We start from the raw sequence: 19,276 nt of genomic DNA on the forward strand, positions 1-19,276 counted from the left end.
GGAGGAACCCATGGCGACGCTCGTCTCGACCCTGTTCATCTCGCTCGACGGAGTGGCCGAGATCGACCCGGAGTGGCACTTCCCCTACTTCGACGACAACATGGCGGCCGCGGTCGACGACGACTACCAGGAGGTCGACGTCCTGCTGCTCGGCCGCGTCACCTACGACAGCTTCGCCGGCGCGTGGCCGGACCGGGAGGCCGCGGGCGAGGAGGACGCCGAGTTCGCGAAGCGGCTCGGGGACACGCGCAAGGTCGTGGCGACACGTGGCGACCAGGACCTCGGGTGGCGCCACGTCGAGCGGCTCGACGGGGATCTCGTCGAGAGGGTGCGCGCGCTGAAGGCGGAGCCCGCCACGCGCCGGATCCTCGTCGCGGGGTCCATCTCGGTCGTGCGGCAGCTCCTCGCGGCCGGGCTGCTCGACGAGCTGCGCCTTCTCGTCCACCCTGTCGCGGCCCGCGCGGGCGAGCGCCTGTTCGACGAGGGCGAGCCCCGCTACCCGCTGACGCTCCTGCGGTCCGAGACGTTCCCGACGGGCGTCGTCCGCCTGGTCTACGCCCCGGCCGAGGCGCCCGCCGACACCTCCTACGAGGACGTCAAGGACAAGGTGCCGTCCGGGGCCGAGTGAGCACCCGGGTGAGCGACCGTCGCGCGCCGCACCACGACGACCGCCACGTCGTCCTCGCGCCCCCCGTCGTCGAACGCGTCGACGAGGTGGTCGCACACCGCGGCCGGCGCGTAGCCCGCGCTGCGTGCCGCGACCTCCGCGAGGCGGTCGACGGCGTCGAGCAGCGACCCGCCGCGCCGTTCGACGAGGCCGTCGGTGACCAGGACGAGGAGGTCGCCGTCGGCGAGGACGTCGGCGTACGAGGGGCGCTCGCCGGGGCTGGGGACGCCGAGCAGCCGCGAGCCCGCCTTCGCCTGGACGACCCTCCCGTCGGTCCGGACGACGAACGCGGGAAGGTGTCCGGCGTCCGTGACCTCGACCGCGCCGGTGCGCGGGTCGAGCACGCACACGCACACGGTGACGAACTCCGAGTGGTCCTGGCGCAGCGCGTCGTTGAGGAGGTCGAGCGCGCGGGCCGCGGGGTGGCCCTCCCGCAGGTAGGCGCGCAGCGTGAGCCGGACCTCGGCCATGACGGTCGCGGCGCGCAGCGAGTGCCCCTGGACGTCGCCGATGACGACCGCCACCCGTCCGTCGGGGAGGTCGAACGCGTCGTAGAAGTCGCCACCGACGTCGAGGCGGTCGTCGGCGGCCTCGTAGCGCGCGGCGACCTCGACGCCCCCGGTGACCGAGAGCGTGGCCGGCAGCATCGTGCGCTGCAGCGCGAGCGCGATGCGGTGCTCGGTGGTGAACGTGCGCAGGTTCGACAGCGCCACCGTCGCCGCCTCGACGAAGCGGTCCGCGACCTCCTGCTCCTCGGAGGTCGGCCCGACCGTCGGGTCGTCGAGCCGCACCCCGAGCCCGCCGACCAGCGCACCCTCGCCGTCGACGAGCCACAGGGTCCACCACGCCCCGTCGGCGACGCCGGCCTCCTCGAGCAGGGGACGCCACGGCGCCGGGACCTCGTCGGGCGGGAAGACGACGGACCGCAGGTCGGAGGGGGGCAGGACGGGAGCGGTGCCGCGGCCGCGCACGAGCCCGGCGTCGGGCGACGTGCAGACCGTGCGCAGCACACCGGCCTCGGCCACCACCATGGCGACGACCGGGCGACCGAGGACCGCGCACGCACCGCGCGCGGCGTGGTCGACGACCGCCTCCGCCGAGCGCGCCTCGTGCAGCGGGACGAGCGCCGTCGACAGCGCCTCGAGACGTCTCGCCGTCCGTCCGATGCCCCGCTGGGCGTCGTGCGTGCGGCACAGGGCGGTGATCGTCGCGAGGAACTCGTCGCGGTCGAGGGGTTCCGGGAGGTAGGCGTCGGCCCCGCCCTCGAGCCCGGCGGTGCGGGCCGCGGCGTCCACCGCCGTCGCCGACACGTGGAGCACCGGGACGTGCGCGGTCACCGGGTCGGCCTTGAGCCGCCGGCAGACCTCGCGCCCCGACACGTCCGGGAGGTTGACGTCGAGCACGACGGCGTCCGTCGCGCCCGTCGCCCTCTCCAGGGCCTCGGCGCCGGTACCGGCTTCCATCACCTGGAAGCCCGCGCGACGCAACCAGCTCGCCATGACGTAGCGGTGGGCCGGCGTGTCGTCGACGACCAGGACCGTCCGCGCCTCGCTCACCGGGTCGCCTCCGCGCGGCGCAGGGCGGCGACCAGGACGGTGCGGTCGATCGACGACTTCGCGAGGAACGGCACGGCCGCGAGCTCCGCCGGCAGCGGCGGCCGGGGACCGCTCGACATGAGGACCGTGGCGGTGCCGGGGTGGAGCGCACGCACGCGCGACAGCAGCGTCGGTCCGTCCGTCCCCGGCATGCGCACGTCGAGCAGCGCCACGTCGGCGGCGCCGTCGCGCAGGAGGGCGAGCGCGTGGGAGGCGTCGTGGGCGACGCTCACGCGGGCGGCGTCGTCGCGCAGCATCGAGACGAGCACCGACGCGTAGGGGCGGTCGTCGTCGACGACGAGGACGTGGCCGAGGGTGGTGCCGCGCTCCGGGGGCTCGGGCGGGATCTGCGTCCGTGGACCCTCGGCCGCCTCCGCAGCGACGGGCAGGGACGGCAGGCGCAGCGAGAACACGCTGCCCTCGCCGGGCAGGGAGGACGCGTCGAGCGTCCCGCCGAGCGCCTCGGAGGTCCGTCGCGCGTAGGGCAGCCCGAGACCCGTGCCACGGACCGTCGGCTGCAGGCGGTTGGGCACCTGGACGAACTCCTCGAAGACGGACTCGAGCTGGTCGGCGGGGATGCCGAGGCCGGTGTCCTCGACGGTCAGGCGGACCAGGTCCCCCTCTGGCTCCGCGGAGAGCCGGACGTGGCCCGTGTCCGTGAACTTGACCGCGTTGGTGAGCAGGTTGCGCAGGACGCGCGACACGAGCCGCCGGTCGGTCACGAGCGTGAGCCCGGCCGGCGCCTCGGTCCGCAGCGTCACGCCGGCGCGGACAAGCGGGAGGGTGGTGCCGCGCAGCTCCTCGAACAGCTCCGCCACGTCGACGCGTGCCGGTTCGACGTCCTCGTGGCCCGCCTCGGCGCGCGCGAGGTCGAGCAGCTCGTTGACGAGCGTGAGCAGCGTGTCGGCGCTCTCGCGGACGAACGTCACCTGCTGGGTCTGCTCCCCGTCGAGGTGGGAGTCGGCGAGGAGCGACGCCAGCCCGAGGATCGAGTTGACCGGCGTCCGCAGCTCGTGGCTCACGTTGCGCAGGAACCGCGACTTCGCCTCGTTCGCGGCGGCGAGCTCGCGGCCGCGCTCGTCGAGCTCGGCGTAGAGCGCCACGACGCCGGTGTTCGTCTCCTCGAGCTCGGTGGAGAGCTGGTCGTACATCGCGAGGACGCCGCGGTTCGTCTCCTCGAGCTCGACGTTCACGCGGCGGAGCTCCTCCCTCTGCAGGGTCAGCTCGTCGAGCGTCCGCACGAGGTCGGAGTTCTGCACGCGCAGCTCGTCGAGGGCGTCGGCGGTGTGCGCGGAGCGCGCGGAGCGCCGCGCCGCGGCGAGCGTCGCGTCGTCGAGGTCGGTCGACACCCCGAGGACCTTCGTGAGCACGACGCGCGCACCGTTCGGGTCCAGCTCGAGCGAGTCGACGAGCCGCCGCGCCGCGGGCAGGCCGCCGTCGCTGGAGTCGCCGTCGACGGGCAGCGGCGCCGACGCGACGACCTCGGCCCGCAGCGTGGGGCGCACGGGCGACGGCGTCACGGTGATCACCACCCGGGCGGATCCCGTGGCCACCGCCGCGCGCCCGACCTCCGAGAGCGCCGTCGCGACCCGCACCTGGTCCTGCACGTCGAGCCCGAGCCGGCGCCCGATCTCGCGCCCGGCCCGGCGGAGGGCGAGCACGTCGGTGTCGGAGAGCAGCTGCGTCGCGAGGAGGGTCGTGCTCACGCGTCACCCCGCGCGGTCGGTGGCAGCACCGGCAGCACGGCGACGCACGAGTCGTCGCGCCGCACCGCGTGGTCGCGCAGGACGACGCCCGCGACGACGAGGGGCGAGCGGGCGGCGAGACCGGGGTAGTCGGCGAGCGACCAGCGGCTGGTCAAGCCGTCGCTGTGCATCACGACGACGTCCCCCGGCTCGATCGGGTACGTCGTCTCGCGGAGTGCACGACCGTGCGAGCCGGCGATCCCCGGGTGGCTCACGAGGCCGCGCGTGCGGCCGCCGTACACCGAGCCGGAGATGTTCCCGAGCCCTGCGTAGCGCAGCGTCGGTCCTTCCACCCGGGCGACCGCGACGGCGGCGCCGCGCGTGCCGCCGAGCGCGCCGTGCACCCGCTGGAGCAGCGCGGCCGGCAGCCCTGCCGGGGCGTCGAGGAACGCGCGGACCGCGGCGCCCGACGCCGTCGCGGCGAGCGGCCCGTGCCCCAGCCCGTCGGCGACGAGCAGGGTGGTCACGCCGTCGTCCTCGCGCAGCGCGAACGCGTCGCCGCACACGGCCTGGCCGGTCAGCGGCCGCGTGATCCCGCTGGGCTCCCGGAGCCCTGCGGACGTGCCGGGTGCGGCGAAGACCGCAGCGACGACCGTCCCGCGACCCGGCGCCGTCCACGCGTCCCACGCCGTCGCGAGCCGGGGCAGGGTGCCGAGCCCGATGCCGAGCGTCCCGCGGCTGGAGGTGCCGTCCCGCATCGCTGCCGTGATGTCGCGCATTCCCGGTCCCGAGTCCACGGCGAGCACGTCGAGGACGGCGTCGCCGCCGGTCCGCCGCACGCGCACGAGCACCGATCCTGAGCCGGCGTGCCGACAGATGTTCGTGGCGAGCTCGGACACGACCAGCCCGACCTCCGCCGCGCGGTTCTCGCCGAGCCCCAGCCGCAGCGCGGCCGTGCCGGCGGCGCGGCGCACGCCCCCGACCGCCGACGGGTGGTCGACCGTGTGCCAGGCACCCTCGTCGACGACCGTGCGCCGGGCGTCGAGGCGGTCCGCCGAGCTCATCGGGTCCAGGTGGCGATCTCGACGCGGGTCCCTGCCCCGGCGGCGGTGTCGATGGTGAAGTGCTGGACGAGCCGGCGTGAGCCCGAGAGCCCCAGACCCAGGCCGCCGCCGCTGGTCCACCCGTCGGTCAGCGCGAGGTCGAGGTCGGGGATCCCCGGCCCTTCGTCGGCGAAGAGCGCGCGCACGCCGGTCCGCGCGCCGTCGCGCACGAGCTCGACCTCCGCCTCGCCGCCACCGCCGTACACGAGGGTGTTGCGGGCGAGCTCGCTCGCCGCGGTGACGAGCTTCGTCTGGTCGACGAGGGAGAGCCGTGCCTGCTGCGCCAGGGTGCGCACGAGCTGCCGCACCCTCACGACGTCGGCGTCCGTGCGGACGGGCAGGCGTTCGCCGGTCGACGTCGTCGGGGTCGTCATCTCTCCTCGCGCTCGGCGGCCGCGAGCAGCACGTCCTCGCCGGACTGCTCCTGCGGCGCGAGAAGGGCGAGACCACGCTCGACGTCGAGTGCCGTCCGGACCTCGCCGAGCGACAGGCCGAGCTCGACCATCGTGATGGCGACGGCAGGCCGCATCCCGACCACGACCGTCGTCGCGTCGAGCACGTGGGAGATCGCGGCGACGGAGGCGAGCATGCGGCCGATGAAGCTGTCGACGATCTCCAGGCCGGAGATGTCGATGACCACGCCCCTGGCGCCGGTCGCGGTGATCCGCTCGGCGAGGTCCTCCTGCAGCCGCAGCGCGGTGTCGTCCTGGAGGTCGACCTGGATCGACACGAGGAGCGTCGACCCGATCTTCAGGATGGGGACGCCGTCGTTCATGCCGGCAGACCGGTTCGCGCCCTGCTGCGGTTGGAGCGCAGCGCGTCGACGAGCGCGTCCGCGAGCGTCGCGCGCGTGCGGATGTCCCCGAACTCGATGCCGAGCGCGACGATCGTCTGGGCGATCTGCGGTCGGATGCCGCTGATCGTGCACTCGGCGCCCATGAGGCGTGCCGCGACGACGGTCTTGAGCAGGTGCTGCGCGACCTGGGTGTCGACGGCCGGGACACCCGTGATGTCGATGATCGCGTGCTCGCTGCCCGTGTCGACGAGCGTGTTGAGCAGCTTCTCCATGACGACCTGGGTGCGCGCGGAGTCGAGGGTGCCGACGAGGGGCACGGCGACGACGCCCTCCCAGAGCTTCACGACGGGGGTCGAGAGCTCGAGCAGCTGCTCGGCCTGCTCGCCGATGATCGCTTCGCGCGCGGACGCGAACGTCTCGAACGTGAAGAGCCCCAGCTCGTCCACGAGGCGCAGCAGGCTCGTGACGCCCGCCTCGGTGGACGCGGCGAGCTCGTACAGGCCCTCCTTGAGCGCGAAGATGCCGATCGCGGTCTCGCGGGGCGTGAAACCGAGCCGGGCGCGGGCCGCGGAGACGTCGGCGAGGATGCCGCGGAGCTGGTCGAACGCGGGGTCGGAGAGCGCCGTGCCCCCCGCGCGCAGCCCGTCGGTCAGCGCGTCGAAGATGTCGGACTGCTCGCGCTCGAGCTCTCCGCGGGAGGTGCGGCCGTGCAGCTCGCGGGCGGCCGTCTCGAGCCAGGCACCGCGCACGCGGTCGGCGTCGTCGACGAGGAGCTGAGCGAGGTGCTCGGGGGCGGTGGTGCCGGTCGAGGCCATCCAGGTTCCTTCCAGGAGAGAGCGACCGTCGCAGGGCTCAGCGGCGGTCGCGCGCGCCCAGTGTACGCAGCGCGCGCGCCCTCGCACCCGGAGCGGACGCGACGGTCGGCCCGGAGCAGGGCGCGCTCCGGGCCGACCGCGGTGGGGCGGTGGACCGTCAGTCGCGCAGCTCGAGGTAGCGCGTGATGAGGGCTTCCGTCGAGGGGTCCTGCGCGGCGAGCGCGGCCTCGTCGCCGGCGACCGCGGGCGCGATCTCGAGCGCGAGCTTCTTGCCGAGCTCGACGCCCCACTGGTCGAAGCTGTCGATGCCCCACACGACGCCCTGGACGAACGTGATGTGCTCGTACAGCGCGATGAGCTGGCCGAGGACGGACGGCGTGAGCGCCGGGGCGAGGATCGACGTCGTCGGCCGGTTGCCGGGGAAGGTCCGGGCGGACACGAGAGCCTCGTCCGTGCCCTCGGCCCGCACCTCGTCGGCCGTCTTGCCGAACGCGAGCGCCTTCGTCTGCGCGAAGAAGTTCGCGAGGAAGAGACCGTGCACGTCGGCGCCGGGCTGGACCGCACCGCCGTCGCCGACGTCGTCCGTGAGGGGGTGCGCCGGGTTCGCGACGGCGATGAAGTCGGCCGGGATCAGCCGCGTGCCCTGGTGGATGAGCTGGTAGAACGCGTGCTGGCCGTTGGTGCCCGGCTCGCCCCAGAAGATCTCGCCGGTCTCGGTCGTCACGGGGGAGCCGTCCCAGCGCACGCGCTTGCCGTTCGACTCCATCGTCAGCTGCTGCAGGTACGCGGGGAAGCGGTGCAGGTACTGCGCGTAGGGCAGGACGGCGTGCGTGTGGGCGTCGAGGAAGTTGACGTACCAGACGTTCAGCAGGCCCATGAGCACGGGCACGTTCTGCGCGAACGGGGTGGTGCGCACGTGCTCGTCGATCGCGTGGAAGCCGGCGAGGAGCTCCGCGAACCGCTCGGGCCCGAACGCGATGGCGAGCGACGTGCCGATCGCGGAGTCCACCGAGTAGCGGCCGCCGACCCAGTCCCAGAAGCCGAACGCGTTCTCGGGGTCGATGCCGAACGCGGCGACCTTGTCGAGCGCCGTCGAGACGGCGACGAAGTGCTTCGCGACGGCGTCCTGGCGCGCCTCGTCCGTGTCCTGGATCGCGCCGAGCTCGACGAGCTCCGTCCACAGCCAGTCGCGCGCGAGGCGCGCGTTCGTCAGCGTCTCGAGCGTGCCGAAGGTCTTCGACGCGACGATGAACAGCGTGGTGCGCGGGTCGAGGCCCGCGGTCTTCTCCGCGACGTCCGTCGGGTCGATGTTCGAGACGAACCGGACCTCGATGTCCTCGTGCTTGTACGGCAGCAGCGCCTCGTACGCCATCACGGGCCCGAGGTCCGAGCCGCCGATGCCGATGTTCACGACCGTGCGCACGCGCTCGCCGGTCACGCCCGTCCACTCGCCCGAGCGGACCGTGTCGGCGAAGCCGTAGACCTTGTGCAGCACCTCGTGCACGTCCGCGTCGACGTCCTGGCCGTCGACGACCAGGTGCTCGTCGTCGCCGAGCGGGGCCGGGCGCCGCAGCGCGGTGTGCAGGACGGCGCGGTCCTCCGTGACGTTGATGTGGTCGCCGCGGAACATCGCCTCCAGCCGTCCGCCCAGGCCCACCTCGTCGGCCAGGCGCGCGAGCAGCTCGAGCGTCTCGTCGGTGACGAGGTTCTTCGAGAGGTCGACCGTGAGGTCGGCCGCCTGGTGGGTCAGACGGTCCGCGCGCTGCGGGTCGGCGGCGAACCAGCCGCGCAGGTCCGGGTCCAGCGAGTCGCGGTGGGCGGTCAACGCGTCCCACGACGCGGTCGTGGTGGCGTCGACGGGCGGGGGAACGGGCGAGGTGGTCATGCGGGCCACGCTACTGACCGCCGCCGCCGCGCGCCCACCCCGCCCGGCCCGCGAGAGGTCCGCCGCTCGCCTGACGAACGTCCCGGCCGTCGTACGATCGGCGTGCGGCCGCGTCACGGACCACGATGGGTCGGGCGGCGCGGACGCGCCGCGACGACGGACGAGACGGAGGAGACATGGCCGAGGTGCTGCTGTTCCACCACGGGCTGGGAGTCACGGACGGGGTCGAGGAGATCGCGGTCCTGCTGCGTGACGCGGGGAACGTCGTGCACGTCCCCGACCTCTTCGAGGGCCGGACGTTCGACTCGCTCGAGGACGGGGTGGGCTACGCCGAGGAGCTCGGGTTCGACACGCTGCTCGACCGCGGCCAGGCGGCGGCCGACGCGCTCGGGCCGGGCCTCGTGTACGCGGGCGTCTCGCTCGGCGTGCTGCCCGCGCAGATGCTCGCTCAGACGCGCGCGGGCGCGAAGGGGGCGGTGCTGCTCGAGGCGTGCGTCCCCGTGTCCGAGTTCGGCGAGGCATGGCCCGACGCCGTTCCCGTCCAGGTGCACGGCATGGACGCCGACCCGTTCTTCGCCGGCGAGGGCGACCTCGAGTCGGCGCGCGAGCTCGTGGACTCCACGCCCGACGCCGAGCTGTTCCTCTACCCCGGCGACCACCACCTGTTCACGGACCCGAGCGTGCCGTCGCACGAGCCGGAGGCGTCGGCGCTGGTCGTCGAGCGCGTCGTGCGGTTCCTCGACGGCATCCGCTGACCGCGCCCGCTCAGCCGGCGGGGGCGTCCCCGGCGTCCTCCAGGCGGAGCTGCCACTCGGCGTCGACGCTCGTCGGCGCGAACCCGAGCGCGACGTTGATCGCGAGCATGTGGTCGTTCTCCTGCGCGTTCCAGGTGTGGACGCGCCGCGAGCCGGGGCGCGAGCGCGCGAGCTCGTCGAGCACCGCGACCTTCACGAGCAGGCCGAGGCCGTGGCCACGGTGCTCGCGCAGCACGAGCGTGTCCTCCTGGAACACGACCTCCGGCTTGTCGTGCGGGTAGGCGACCATCGAGAACCCCGCCAGCGTCCCGGTCGGGATGTGCTCCGCCGCCGCGATGACGTAGCCCTGGCCGCGGTCGTGGAAGTCCTGCGACGCCGTACGCACGCGCTGCGCGTCCCACGGGTCCTCCTCGATCTCCAGGCCAGCGCTCGGGGCGTCCGTGCTCATGCGCGTCTCGAGCACGGCGAGCTGGTCGATCCAGACGTCCGGCACCTCGTCCGTCCACACGTGCACGCGGTACCCGTCCGCGCGGCGCCGGGCGTCGTCGCGCAGGGCGTCGAGACGCTCGGCGGGCACCGGGAGCTCGAGCACCGAGTGCCGCACGACCTGCTCGAGCGCGAAGCCGCGGTCGAGCACGAACGTCGTCGCGGCGTCGTGCCGGGGGATGCGGCCGCTGCCCGTCGGTGCCTCGAGCGCGTCCGGGCCGGGCGGGGGCTCGGGCGCGAAGGTCGAGTCCGCCAGGATCACGCGCCGTCCTGCCTCGCGGGCGATCGCGAGCGCGTCCTCCCACAGCGCGGTCCCGATGCCACGGCCGCGGTGGTCCGGGTGCACGCCCACGTAGACGATCGCGGTGTGGGTGTTCCCCTGCAGCGGCAGGGCGATCATCGACCGGCCGACGACGTCCTCGGGGCGCGGCGTCCGGCCGCCGGCCGGGTCCTCGGGGTCCGCTCCGCCGTCGACGACGGCGACGCGCCGGACCGTGCGGCGGTAGTCCCCGCTGGCCACGCTGATGACGACCGTCCCGGCGTCGAGCGCGAGGTCGGTGTGGCCGTAGACCTGGCGGTCGATCGCCTCGCTGACGAGGACCGAGCCGTGCACCGCCCAGGCGTCGGGGGCGTCGGGCGACGCCGGGACGGAGTCGATCCGCACCGTCGTGGTGCCGGTACGGGTCGTGCTGCTCATGCGTCCTCCTGCGACGTGCCGGTGGTGGTGCCGGTCTTCTTCTGCCACGCCGCCCAGCCGCCCGCGGGCCGGAATCCCAGGGCGACGTTGATCGCGAGCATGTGCTCGTTCTCCTCGGCGTTGCCGGTGTGGATGCGCCGCGTCTCCGGGCGGGCCGCGCCGAGCGCCTCGAGGTTCGCGACCTTGACGAGCATCCCGAGCCGGCGGCCGCGGTGCTCGCGCAGGACGAGTGTGTCCTCCTGGTGCGCGAACTCCGGCCGGTCCTTCGGGTACTCGAAGAGCGTGAAGGCGGCGAGGCCGCCGGACGGCACGTGCTCCGCGACCGTCATGAGGAACCCGTATCCCTTGCCGCGCAGCTGGTCGACCCACGTACGGACGCGCCGCGCGTCCCACGGGTCCTCCTCGTAGTCGACGCCGCCGACCGGCGCGTCGGTGCTCATGCGGGTGAACAGGACGGCGACGTCGTCCACCCGCTCGTCCGGGACCTCGTCCGTCCAGGTCGCGAGGCGGTAGTCCGGACCGGCAGCGGCCCGCGACTCGGACCCGAACCGCTCGAGGAGGCCGTCGGTGACGGGCAGATCGAGGACCGAGTGCCGGTCGACCTGCTCCAGCGTGTAGCCGTGCGCCAGGGCGAACCGGGTACCGGGGGCGTCGGCGTCGACGCGCCCCGCCCCGGTCGTCGCGGCCACGGTGCCCGGCCCCGGTGCCGGCTCGGCGCCCTGCAGGGTGTAGCTCACGAGCGACGTGCGGCCGGCGTCCGCCGCGAGACGCTCGGCGATCGCGAGGAGGGCCGAGCCGATGCCCTGCCTCCGCGCGGACGGCCGCACGAACGGGTACGACTCCGCCAGGCGAGGGTTGCTCGTGGTCGGGTGGGCCACGAACAGGTGCGCGACGACGTCGTCCACCGTGGGCGGCGGGACGTCCCGTCCGAGCGCGTCGGCCCGCACGACCACGAAGCGCCGCTTCGTCGCGTACTCCTGGTGCCGCATCCCGGAGAGCGCGTCGCGCGCCTCGAGCGCCATGTCGTCGTAGCCGTGCGTCTCGAGCTCGAGCTCCCGGTCGACGTCGGCGACGGCCCGGTAGGCCCACGCCTCGGGAGCGTCGGCGGACCCGACCGGCGGGTCGTCGGCGAGCACCTCGACGAGGACGAGGCCCGGTGGGAGGTCGACGTCGACGACGGTCGACGCGGTCGTGCTCGTGCTGCTCATACCCTCAGGGTCACGCCGACGGGGGAGGGTGTCCACGGATTTCGCCACCCCGTGCGGCGGGTGGCGGGCGGCGACGGACGGAGGGCGACCGACGACGGCCCGGTCCCCGGAGGGCCGGGCCGTCGCGGCAGGCTCGGTCGGCGGGCCGACCGGGGCGCGTCAGGCGCGCTTGCGGTTCGTGAACCAGGACCAGGCGAAGACGACGATGAGCGAGCCGAGGAGCGCGAAGCCCCACGTGCCCAGGTCGAAGAACTCCTCGTTCACGTCCGTGTCGAAGACCGCGGACGCGATGAATCCGCCCAGGAGCGCTCCGACGACGCCGAGGATCAGAGTGACGATCCAGCCGCCCTGCTGCTTGCCCGGGACGATCGCGCGGGCGATCGCACCCATGATGAGCCCGATGAGGATCCAGCCGATGATTCCCATGTCACGTCTCCGTTCCTGTAGGACACATCCCGCCACCGCGGGGCGGTCACCCCGGGCGGCGTCGCTTCACCGTGGCACGGACGACCACTTCTCGCACGCCGGAGAGCCGTCGCGGGGTATGTCGTGGCAGGTCACGGCGGCAGGACCCGGACCTCGTAGGCTCGGGTCATGGTGACAGGCGGTGCGACAGGTGGTGCTGCGGCCAGGTCGACCGGCGGCTCCGCGACGAGCGCGCGCGTCGACAGCTGGCTGTGGGCCGTCCGCGTGTACAAGAGCCGGTCGCAGGCGACCGCCGGCGTCAAGGCCGGTCACGTGCGTGTCAACGGCGAGCGCGCGAAGCCCGCGACGAACGTCAAGGTGGGGGACCGCGTCGTCGTGCGGGGCGGTCTCGTGGAGAAGGTGCTCGTCGTCGAGAAGGTGCTGGTCAAGCGCGTCTCCGCGGCGCTCGCGGCCGACGCGCTGACCGACCAGAGCCCGCCCCCGCCGCCGCGCGAGCTCACCGTGCCGCTCGCCCTGCGCGACCGTGGAGCCGGTCGTCCGACGAAGCGCGAGCGGCGCGAGATCGACAGGCTGCGCGGACGCGGCTGACGAGCACCCGCCGACCCACCGGGCGGCCACGCCCGGCCGAGCGATGCACGTCGACGTGCATCGCTCGGCCGCGGGCGCACCACCCGGCGCGCCGGGCGGGTCAACAGGCGCCGAGGTCCTTCCAGACGCCCCACTGGCCGCTCTGGGCGGGGTTCTCGCCCGTCGTCCACCACTTGGCCTCGTAGGTCTTCCCGCCGTGCGAGACGCGCGCGCCGCCGAGGTAGACGCCGCTCGTCGACCAGACGGGTGCTGTGCAGTCGCCGGGCGGGTCGGTCGGCGGGTCCGTGGGCGGGTCGGTGGGCCCGCCCCCACCGGTGCCGATGGTCAGGTCGACGCAGTTGTAGAACGCCATCGGCGTGTTCGACACGTTCCAGCGGGCCAGGATCGTGTGGTTGCCCTGCGGCAGGCCGGTCAGCGTGTGCGAGATGTCGCTCGGCGGCTGCGCGCCTCCCTGGCTGAACGTCTTGAACAGCACGCCGTCGACGAAGTACTCCCACGTGCTCGTGTTGTGCGCCGCCGTGAGCCTCCACTGGAAGGTCACCGACGACCCGACCTGGGTGCGTGGCCACGGCTTGCTCGCGTCGTCGAGGATGCTGAAGCCGCTGCCGCCCGAGCACTGCATCGAGCCCTTGGCGGCCTCGACGCTCTGCGGCTCGTACCTGATGGACCCGCAGTCGAAGGACGTGGTGCCCTTCGCGCAGTGGTCCTGCCGGCTCGGCGGCGACGTGATCCAGCCGTGCGCGGACGCGCTGGGCGCGACGACGACGGGTGCGATGATCGCCGTCGCGCCGAGCACGGCCGCGAGGAGCGCCGCTCTGAGTCTTCGCATGATGTCTCGCTCTCCATCCGGTGGTGCGGGGTCCTCGCAGGCCCGCTCCCTCGCGGGCCGCACGCGGATCGGACCCTGTCGACGCTACGGAGGCGGGTCGGAACGGACAATCGTGTGAATCCCGTACGCGGCCCCCCGTACGTGCTCCGGCCCGACGGCGTCCGCCCGGGCTGGGCGGGTGCCGTCGGGCCGGGTGTGCCGGTGTGCCGGTCGGGTGCGTCAGGTCGTCAGCAGACGCCGACGAGCTTCCACGGTCCCCACTCCTCGGCGCCCGGGACGTTGTTCTGGGTCCACCACTTGGCCTCGTAGACGTTGCCGTCGTAGGAGATCTTCGCCCCACCGGTGTAGACGGAGGACGCGGACCACGCGGCGTCGGTGCACTCGCCCGGCTCGGGGTCGGTCGGCGGGTCGGTGGGGTCGGGGTCGGGCTCGCCCGGGTCGGTCCCGCCCGCCGTCACGGTGATGTCGACGCAGTTGTAGAACGCGTTGACGGTGTTCGACACGTTCCAGCGCGCGAGGATCGTGTGGTTGCCCGCCGGCAGCCCGGTGAGCGTGTGCGAGATGTCCTTCGGCGGCTGCACCCCGCCCCCGTCGAACGTCTTGAACAGCGTGCCGTCCACGAAGTACTCCCACACGCTCGTCGCGTGGTTCGCGGTGAGGTTCCACTGGAACGTCACCGTGCTGCCCGTGGTCGTCCGCGGCCAGGGCTTGCTCGCGTCGTCGAGGATCGCGTAGCCGCTGCCGCCGGAGCACTGCATCGAGCCCTTGGGGGCCTCGACGCTCTGGGGCTCGTACTCGATGGACCCGCAGTCGAAGGACGTGGTGCCCTTCGCGCAGTGGTCCTGGCGGCTCGGCGGGGAGGTGATCCAGCCGTGGGCGGAGGCGGACGGGGCGACGACGATCGGGGCGACGATCGCCGTCGCGCCGAGGATCGCGGCGACGAGGGCCGCGCGGAGCCTTCTCATGGGGACTCGCTCTCTGGTTCGGGGTGGGCCGACACCGCAGGGAGTCCGTGCTGTCGGCCGTTGACCCGACGAACGGTAGGCACGCGTCGCCGCCGCCTCAACGTCGGGGCGGGCCGCTCCGCGGCTACGGGGATCCCCGTACGAGCACGTCCCGTTCGCCGGGATGACGCCGTTCGGGCGGCGTGCGGGCCGGTCGTCGCGGAGGTCGCCGGTCGCGTGGAGGAGCGAGATCGTGTGGGGATCACGTACCCCGGGCCGGAGGTCCGGGCCGGTGGCACGGGCCGCTTCCTCGGACCGGTGCTCCGACGCGCGGGAACCCGACGGTCGCGCCCGGCTCGACGGCCGTGCCACGCGGAGGCTCAGTCGGCCGCGCCGGGCGGCGCGTCCTCCTCGCGCAGGCGCGGCTCGGTGCGCGACGCCGGTCGCAGCCCGGACTTGTCGGCGTAGAAGGCGCGCACGACGTCCATGTCGGCGCGCACGTCGCCCGTGAGCTCGACGGTCGGGCCGAGGCCGGTCGTCATGGTCGTGCGGTCGACGTACCCGAGCGTCACGGGCAGCCCGGCCTCGCGCGCGATGCGGTAGAAGCCGGACTTCCAGTACGTGCCGGCGCCGCGCGTGCCCTCGGGCGTGACGACGAGGGAGAAGACCTCGCCTGCGGCGAGGCGCGCGACGACGTCGGTCACGACCCGGCTCGGGTCCCGCCGGTCGACGGGGATGCCCCCGAGCGCGCGCATGACCGGTCCGGCCGGCCCGGCGAACAGCGAGTGCTTGCCGAGCCAGCGGAAGCGGATGCCCGTGCGCCACGCGATCGCGAGCATGAGGACGAAGTCCCAGTTCGACGTGTGTGGCGCGCCGATCAGGAGCGTCGGACGGCGGGTGTCGTACGGCTGGGAGCGCAAGGTCCAGCGGCTCGTCGCCCAGTAGGCGCGGGCGATGGCTCGGCGGATCACCCCGTCACGGTACCCGTGCGCCGCGCCGGGTCCGCCATCCCGGCGTCCTGGGCGCACGCCGGTCCACAGCGCGGGCGGATGCCGTCGACAACCGTCCCGGCGGATCGCTACCCTCCCGAGGAGGTCGGCCACCCGACCGAGCGCGCTGCTTCCCGGCGCACACCGACCGTCGACGGAGACCAGATGGACACGCTGCCAGCAGGTTCCCCCGCGCACCTGCGCACGCTCAACGCCCGCGCCGTGCTCGACTCGCTGGGCCGGGAGGACGCGCTCAGCCGGCCGGACGTCGCCGCGGCCACCGGGCTCGCGCGGAGCGCGGTCACCCAGACGCTGCGTGCGCTGGTCACGACGGGCGTCGTGACCGAGGCCGGGATCGACCGGGAGCGTCGCGGGCCTGCGGCGACCCGGTACCGGGTCGACCCCGACCACGGGTTCGGGCTCGGGGTCGACGTCGCGCGCGACCGCGTGCGGGTCGCGCTCGTCGACGTCACCGGCGCGGTGCGGGCGCGCGCTGAGCGCCGGGACGTCGCCGCGACCCCCGTCGCGCGGGCGCGGGCCGCCGCCGAGCTCGGGCGCGGCTGCGTGGCCGACGTGGCGACGCGCCTCGGGCGGGAGACGGGCATCGAGGTGAGCCGCGCGGTCGCGGCGGTGCCGGCGATCGTCGGGAGCGACCAGGAGACCGTCCGGCGCGTCCCGGGCTTCGAGAAGGGCGGGACGACGCTCCACGACGCGCTCGTCGACGCACTGGGCTGCCCGGTCGCGCTCGAGAACGACCTGAACCTCGCCGCGCTCGCCGAGCAGCGCGACGGCGTCGCCGTCGGCGTGCCGACCTTCGTCGCGCTCGGGCTGGGCGGGGGGTTCGGCGCCGGGGTCGTGGTCGACGGGAAGCTGCACCGCGGAGCCGCGGGCGGGGCGGGCGAGGTCTCGTTCCTGCCCCACCCCGAACGGCCCCTCGGGTCCGAGGTCCTCGGCGCGGTGTCGATCCGTGCCATCGCCAAGGAGAACGGGCTGCCGGAGGACGTGACGGTCCGCGACGTGGTCGACCGCGCCGAACGGGGCGACGGGGCCGCCTCGGACGTCCTGGACCTGGTCGCGGAGCGGATCGCCGTCGTCACGGCGACGATCGCCCTCGTCGTCGAGCCCGAGCTGTTCGTCCTCACCGACCAGGCGGCTCGGGCACCGATCGCGGACCGCGTGACGCGCTTCCTCGCCGACCGGGTCGCCGTCCTCGGCCTGCGCGTCGCCCCGTCCACGCTCGGGGCGGACGCGGTCGTCGTGGGCGCCGCCCGTGCGGCGAGCGACGCGCTGCGCGACGACGTGGTCCGGGCCGCCGTGGCCGTCGACGTCGCCCCCGCGGACGGTGCGAGCGGCGGGGAGACCGCCGACGAGCCCGAGGCCGCCGAGGCCGTGTCGTGACCGTGCCGCTGACGTCGCGCCTCGGTCTCGACCCCGGCACGCGCGCGATCATCCTCAACGCCGACGACTACGGCATGTGCCGGGCCGCGAACCGCGCGGTCGAGGAGCTGCTGCTGGCGGGCCACGTCGACTCCGCCTCGCTCATGGTCCCGTGCGCGTGGGCGCCCGACGCGCTCGCGTTCGCCGCCACGCACCCGCAGGCCGACGTCGGCGTCCACCTCGTCCTGACGAGCGAGTGGTCGCGGTACCGGTGGCGCCCGCTCACCGGGACGGGCACGTCCCTGGTCGACGCCGCGGGGTACTTCCCCGCCGACGTCGCCACCGTCGAGCGGCAGGCCCGCGACGAGGACGTCGCGGCCGAGCTCGCCGCCCAGCTCGACGCGGCGCTCGCCGCGGGGGTCGAGGTCTCGCACCTCGACAACCACATGGGTTCGGTCTACGGCCTCGAGACGGGCCGCACGTTCCTGCCCCAGGTCTTCGAGCTCGCGGCGCGGCACGGGCTGCCGTTCCGGCTCCCGCGGACGACCGACGGGATGGCGCTGCCTCCCGGTGACCTCCAGCCCGTCCTCGAGGAGGCGACGGCAGCGGCCGACGCCCTCGGCGTCGTCCTGCCCGACCGGCTGTGGACGCACCCGTTCGCGCTCGCGGGCGAGGGCACGCCGGGCGAGGAGGACTACGCGGAGGTCAAGGCCGGATTCCTCGACCTCCTGCGCCGCGTCCCGGCGGGGGTCACCGAGATCTACCTGCACCCCATGCTCGACGACGACGAGCTCGCCGACGTCGCCGACTACGGCGTGCCCAAGCGGGGCTTCGAGCACCGTCTGCTCGCCGACCCGGACGTCGCCGCCCTCATCGCGACCGAGGGGATCGTGCGGGTGGGCTGGCGCGACCTGCGCGCGGTGCAGCGGGGTGAGCGGTGAGCGGCTCCGCGGACGGGCCTCCGACCCCGGACGGCCCTCCGACCTCGCGCGGCCACGCGGCGTCGGGCACGGGACTGCTCGCCGCGGTGCGCGACCGTCGGCTCGTCGGACCTCCGACGCGGGCGCAGCGCGTCGCGTACGGCGCGTCCGCGTTCCCTGCCAACCTCCTGCTGCAGACGTTCTCCGCGTTCGTCGTGTACTTCTACGTCGACCACCTCGGCGTGCCCCCGGGCTGGGTCGCGGGCGCGATGGTCGCGCACGGGGTGCTCAACGCGCTGCTCAACCCGCTCGTGGGCGCGGCGTCCGACCGGCGGCGCACGCGCTGGGGCCGGCGCGTGCCGTGGATCGGGCTGGGCGTGGTACCCCTCGTCGTGGCGTTCGCCCTCGTGTGGATGCCGCCGCCGTTCGGGCCTGCGGGCCTCGTCGCGTGGTTCCTCGTGGTCGTCGCGGTGTACGACGTCGCGTACGTCGTCGTGGTCCTCAACGTCTCGGCGCTGTTCCCCGAGCTCTTCCGCACGACGGCGGAGCGCGCCCGGGGCAACGTGCCCCGCCAGGTCTTCGGGCTCGTCGGCATGATCCTCGGCACGGCCGGCGCGCCGCTGCTGTACGGGACGCTCGGCTGGACGTGGATGGCCGTCGCGCTCGCCGTCGTCAGCCTCGCGTTCTTCGTCTGGTCGTTCGCCGGGATGGTCGAGCGGCCGGTGGACGAGGCCGTGGTGCGCGAGCGCGAGGCGGGCGTGGGACTGCGCGACCAGCTGCGCTACACGTTCGCGAACCGCGCCTTCGTCACCTACGTGCTCGGCTCGCTCCTGCTGCAGAGCACGACGGCGATCGTCCTCGCCGCCGTGCCGTTCTACGTGCGGTACGTGCTCGGCGGGGCCGAGGCCGACGCGACGCTCCTCCTCGCACCGATCTTCGTCGCCGCGATCCCGTCCATCCTCGGCTGGTCGTGGGTCGTGCGCCGCGTCGGGCCCCGGACGGCGATGCTCTGGGTGGTCGCGGTGTACGGCCTCGCGACGACGCTGTACCTGGTCCCGACGACCGTCGTCGGGGCGGCCGTCGCCGGGCTGGCGGTCGGGGTCGGTGTCGCCGGGCTCATGCAGGTGCTCGAGGTGGCGCTCGCCCAGGTGATCGACGACGACGAGCGCCGGACCGGCCTGCGCCGCGAGGGCATGTACTTCGGCGCGAACGGGTTCGTCGTGCGCGGCTCGGTCATCGTGCAGGCGGTGCTGGTCGCCGCAGTGCTCGGCGCGAGCGGGTACGTCGAGGGCGCCGCGACGCAGGCTCCCGAGGTGGCGACGGGCGTGCGGCTGCTCCTCGGCGCCGTCCCCGTGGCGCTCGCGGCGCTCGCGTTCGCGTGCTTCTGGCTCTACCCGCTGCGCGGGCGGGGCGACGGAGACGGCGAGGTGCCGGTCGCCGAGGCGGTCGCCGACGCCGCAGCCTCGCCCACGGCGTCCGACCCCCTGCCGAGGTAGTACCCCGGCACCGCG

General features: G+C 74.4%; 19 protein-coding genes. 6 read left to right on the plus strand and 13 right to left on the minus strand.

Annotation, left to right across the window (positions count from 1 at the left end; genetic code table 11):
- The first annotated feature begins 10 nt into the window (after nt 1–10).
- Nucleotides 11–628, plus strand: a complete 618-nt coding sequence (locus NFS20_RS00940; RefSeq protein ID WP_251149880.1) for a dihydrofolate reductase family protein — start codon at nt 11–13, stop codon at nt 626–628.
- Here the strand turns inward: NFS20_RS00940 and NFS20_RS00945 are convergent.
- The 7 genes from NFS20_RS00945 to pgi form a co-directional block, all read right to left on the minus strand.
- Nucleotides 586–2,223: a fused response regulator/phosphatase gene (locus tag NFS20_RS00945; protein ID WP_251149881.1), complete on the minus strand. Its 1,638-nt coding sequence runs from the start codon at nt 2,221–2,223 to the stop codon at nt 586–588. The genes NFS20_RS00940 and NFS20_RS00945 overlap by 43 nt on opposite strands.
- A complete protein-coding gene (locus NFS20_RS00950; RefSeq protein ID WP_251149882.1) occupies nt 2,220–3,968 on the minus strand; it encodes an ATP-binding protein in 1,749 nt (582 codons plus the stop codon). Before NFS20_RS00950 ends, NFS20_RS00945 begins: the two co-directional genes overlap by 4 nt.
- The gene (locus NFS20_RS00955; RefSeq protein WP_251149883.1) at nt 3,965–5,011 is read right to left on the minus strand and encodes an ATP-binding SpoIIE family protein phosphatase; all 1,047 of its coding nucleotides are present in this window, start codon (nt 5,009–5,011) and stop codon (nt 3,965–3,967) included. The genes NFS20_RS00950 and NFS20_RS00955 overlap by 4 nt, the downstream gene beginning before the upstream one ends.
- A complete protein-coding gene (locus NFS20_RS00960; protein ID WP_251149884.1) occupies nt 5,008–5,424 on the minus strand; it encodes an ATP-binding protein in 417 nt (138 codons plus the stop codon). The genes NFS20_RS00955 and NFS20_RS00960 overlap by 4 nt, the downstream gene beginning before the upstream one ends.
- A complete protein-coding gene (locus NFS20_RS00965) occupies nt 5,421–5,825 on the minus strand; it encodes an STAS domain-containing protein (protein ID WP_251149885.1) in 405 nt (134 codons plus the stop codon). The genes NFS20_RS00960 and NFS20_RS00965 overlap by 4 nt, the downstream gene beginning before the upstream one ends.
- Entirely contained in the window at nt 5,822–6,661 is an 840-nt protein-coding gene (locus NFS20_RS00970) for an STAS domain-containing protein (protein ID WP_251149886.1), read from the minus strand. Before NFS20_RS00970 ends, NFS20_RS00965 begins: the two co-directional genes overlap by 4 nt.
- 157 nt (nt 6,662–6,818) lie before the next feature.
- A complete protein-coding gene (gene pgi, locus NFS20_RS00975) occupies nt 6,819–8,546 on the minus strand; it encodes a glucose-6-phosphate isomerase (protein ID WP_251149887.1) in 1,728 nt (575 codons plus the stop codon).
- 176 nt (nt 8,547–8,722) lie between these two features.
- Here pgi and NFS20_RS00980 point away from each other — a divergent pair, with 176 nt between their 5' ends.
- Entirely contained in the window at nt 8,723–9,301 is a 579-nt protein-coding gene (locus NFS20_RS00980) for a dienelactone hydrolase family protein (protein ID WP_251149888.1), read from the plus strand.
- Nucleotides 9,302–9,311: 10 nt separating this feature from the next.
- Here NFS20_RS00980 and NFS20_RS00985 read toward each other — a convergent pair whose 3' ends face one another.
- The 3 genes from NFS20_RS00985 to NFS20_RS00995 form a co-directional block, all read right to left on the minus strand.
- Complete coding sequence (locus NFS20_RS00985) at nt 9,312–10,484, minus strand: GNAT family N-acetyltransferase (protein WP_251149889.1); 1,173 nt, start codon at nt 10,482–10,484, stop codon at nt 9,312–9,314.
- Nucleotides 10,481–11,692 (minus strand): GNAT family N-acetyltransferase, encoded by a 1,212-nt coding sequence (locus NFS20_RS00990; RefSeq protein ID WP_251149890.1) that lies wholly within the window; start codon nt 11,690–11,692, stop codon nt 10,481–10,483. The genes NFS20_RS00985 and NFS20_RS00990 overlap by 4 nt, the downstream gene beginning before the upstream one ends.
- 159 nt (nt 11,693–11,851) lie before the next feature.
- Nucleotides 11,852–12,118 (minus strand): GlsB/YeaQ/YmgE family stress response membrane protein, encoded by a 267-nt coding sequence (locus tag NFS20_RS00995; protein ID WP_251149891.1) that lies wholly within the window; start codon nt 12,116–12,118, stop codon nt 11,852–11,854.
- 168 nt (nt 12,119–12,286) lie between these two features.
- Between NFS20_RS00995 and NFS20_RS01000 the strand changes: the two genes are divergently transcribed.
- Nucleotides 12,287–12,706 (plus strand): RNA-binding S4 domain-containing protein, encoded by a 420-nt coding sequence (locus NFS20_RS01000; RefSeq protein ID WP_251149892.1) that lies wholly within the window; start codon nt 12,287–12,289, stop codon nt 12,704–12,706.
- A gap of 100 nt (nt 12,707–12,806) precedes the next feature.
- Here the strand turns inward: NFS20_RS01000 and NFS20_RS01005 are convergent, their stop codons facing one another.
- The 3 genes from NFS20_RS01005 to NFS20_RS01015 form a co-directional block, all read right to left on the minus strand.
- Nucleotides 12,807–13,535, minus strand: a complete 729-nt coding sequence (locus NFS20_RS01005) for a lytic polysaccharide monooxygenase (RefSeq protein ID WP_251149893.1) — start codon at nt 13,533–13,535, stop codon at nt 12,807–12,809.
- A gap of 227 nt (nt 13,536–13,762) precedes the next feature.
- Nucleotides 13,763–14,500: a lytic polysaccharide monooxygenase gene (locus NFS20_RS01010; protein ID WP_251149894.1), complete on the minus strand. Its 738-nt coding sequence runs from the start codon at nt 14,498–14,500 to the stop codon at nt 13,763–13,765.
- A gap of 359 nt (nt 14,501–14,859) precedes the next feature.
- On the minus strand, nt 14,860–15,450 hold the full coding sequence (locus tag NFS20_RS01015) for a 1-acyl-sn-glycerol-3-phosphate acyltransferase (RefSeq protein WP_251149895.1): 591 nt from the start codon (nt 15,448–15,450) through the stop codon (nt 14,860–14,862).
- A 183-nt stretch (nt 15,451–15,633) separates the two neighbouring features.
- Here NFS20_RS01015 and NFS20_RS01020 point away from each other — a divergent pair, with 183 nt between their 5' ends.
- The 3 genes from NFS20_RS01020 to NFS20_RS01030 are packed head-to-tail and all read left to right on the plus strand — an operon-like array spanning nt 15,634 to nt 19,261.
- A complete protein-coding gene (locus tag NFS20_RS01020; protein WP_251149896.1) occupies nt 15,634–16,866 on the plus strand; it encodes an ROK family transcriptional regulator in 1,233 nt (410 codons plus the stop codon).
- Complete coding sequence (locus tag NFS20_RS01025) at nt 16,863–17,786, plus strand: polysaccharide deacetylase family protein (RefSeq protein WP_251149897.1); 924 nt, start codon at nt 16,863–16,865, stop codon at nt 17,784–17,786. The genes NFS20_RS01020 and NFS20_RS01025 overlap by 4 nt, the downstream gene beginning before the upstream one ends.
- A complete protein-coding gene (locus NFS20_RS01030) occupies nt 17,783–19,261 on the plus strand; it encodes an MFS transporter (RefSeq protein ID WP_251149898.1) in 1,479 nt (492 codons plus the stop codon). Before NFS20_RS01025 ends, NFS20_RS01030 begins: the two co-directional genes overlap by 4 nt.
- Nucleotides 19,262–19,276: the final 15 nt, after the last annotated feature.

Source organism: Cellulosimicrobium sp. Marseille-Q4280, from assembly GCF_943181405.1.
GTDB lineage: Bacteria > Actinomycetota > Actinomycetes > Actinomycetales > Cellulomonadaceae > Cellulosimicrobium.

Bases quoted from the DNA above. Each gene is read 5' to 3' on its own strand.
- NFS20_RS00940 (WP_251149880.1), top strand. From the start codon at position 11: ATGGCGACGCTCGTCTCGACCCTGTTCATCTCGCTCGACGGAGTGGCC.
- NFS20_RS00955 (WP_251149883.1), bottom strand. From the start codon at position 5,011: ATGAGCTCGGCGGACCGCCTCGACGCCCGGCGCACGGTCGTCGACGAG.
- NFS20_RS00960 (WP_251149884.1), bottom strand. From the start codon at position 5,424: ATGACGACCCCGACGACGTCGACCGGCGAACGCCTGCCCGTCCGCACG.
- NFS20_RS00965 (WP_251149885.1), bottom strand. From the start codon at position 5,825: ATGAACGACGGCGTCCCCATCCTGAAGATCGGGTCGACGCTCCTCGTG.
- NFS20_RS00970 (WP_251149886.1), bottom strand. From the start codon at position 6,661: ATGGCCTCGACCGGCACCACCGCCCCCGAGCACCTCGCTCAGCTCCTC.
- pgi (WP_251149887.1), bottom strand. From the start codon at position 8,546: ATGACCACCTCGCCCGTTCCCCCGCCCGTCGACGCCACCACGACCGCG.
- NFS20_RS00980 (WP_251149888.1), top strand. From the start codon at position 8,723: ATGGCCGAGGTGCTGCTGTTCCACCACGGGCTGGGAGTCACGGACGGG.
- NFS20_RS00985 (WP_251149889.1), bottom strand. From the start codon at position 10,484: ATGAGCAGCACGACCCGTACCGGCACCACGACGGTGCGGATCGACTCC.
- NFS20_RS00990 (WP_251149890.1), bottom strand. From the start codon at position 11,692: ATGAGCAGCACGAGCACGACCGCGTCGACCGTCGTCGACGTCGACCTC.
- NFS20_RS00995 (WP_251149891.1), bottom strand. From the start codon at position 12,118: ATGGGAATCATCGGCTGGATCCTCATCGGGCTCATCATGGGTGCGATC.
- NFS20_RS01000 (WP_251149892.1), top strand. From the start codon at position 12,287: ATGGTGACAGGCGGTGCGACAGGTGGTGCTGCGGCCAGGTCGACCGGC.
- NFS20_RS01005 (WP_251149893.1), bottom strand. From the start codon at position 13,535: ATGCGAAGACTCAGAGCGGCGCTCCTCGCGGCCGTGCTCGGCGCGACG.
- NFS20_RS01010 (WP_251149894.1), bottom strand. From the start codon at position 14,500: ATGAGAAGGCTCCGCGCGGCCCTCGTCGCCGCGATCCTCGGCGCGACG.
- NFS20_RS01020 (WP_251149896.1), top strand. From the start codon at position 15,634: ATGGACACGCTGCCAGCAGGTTCCCCCGCGCACCTGCGCACGCTCAAC.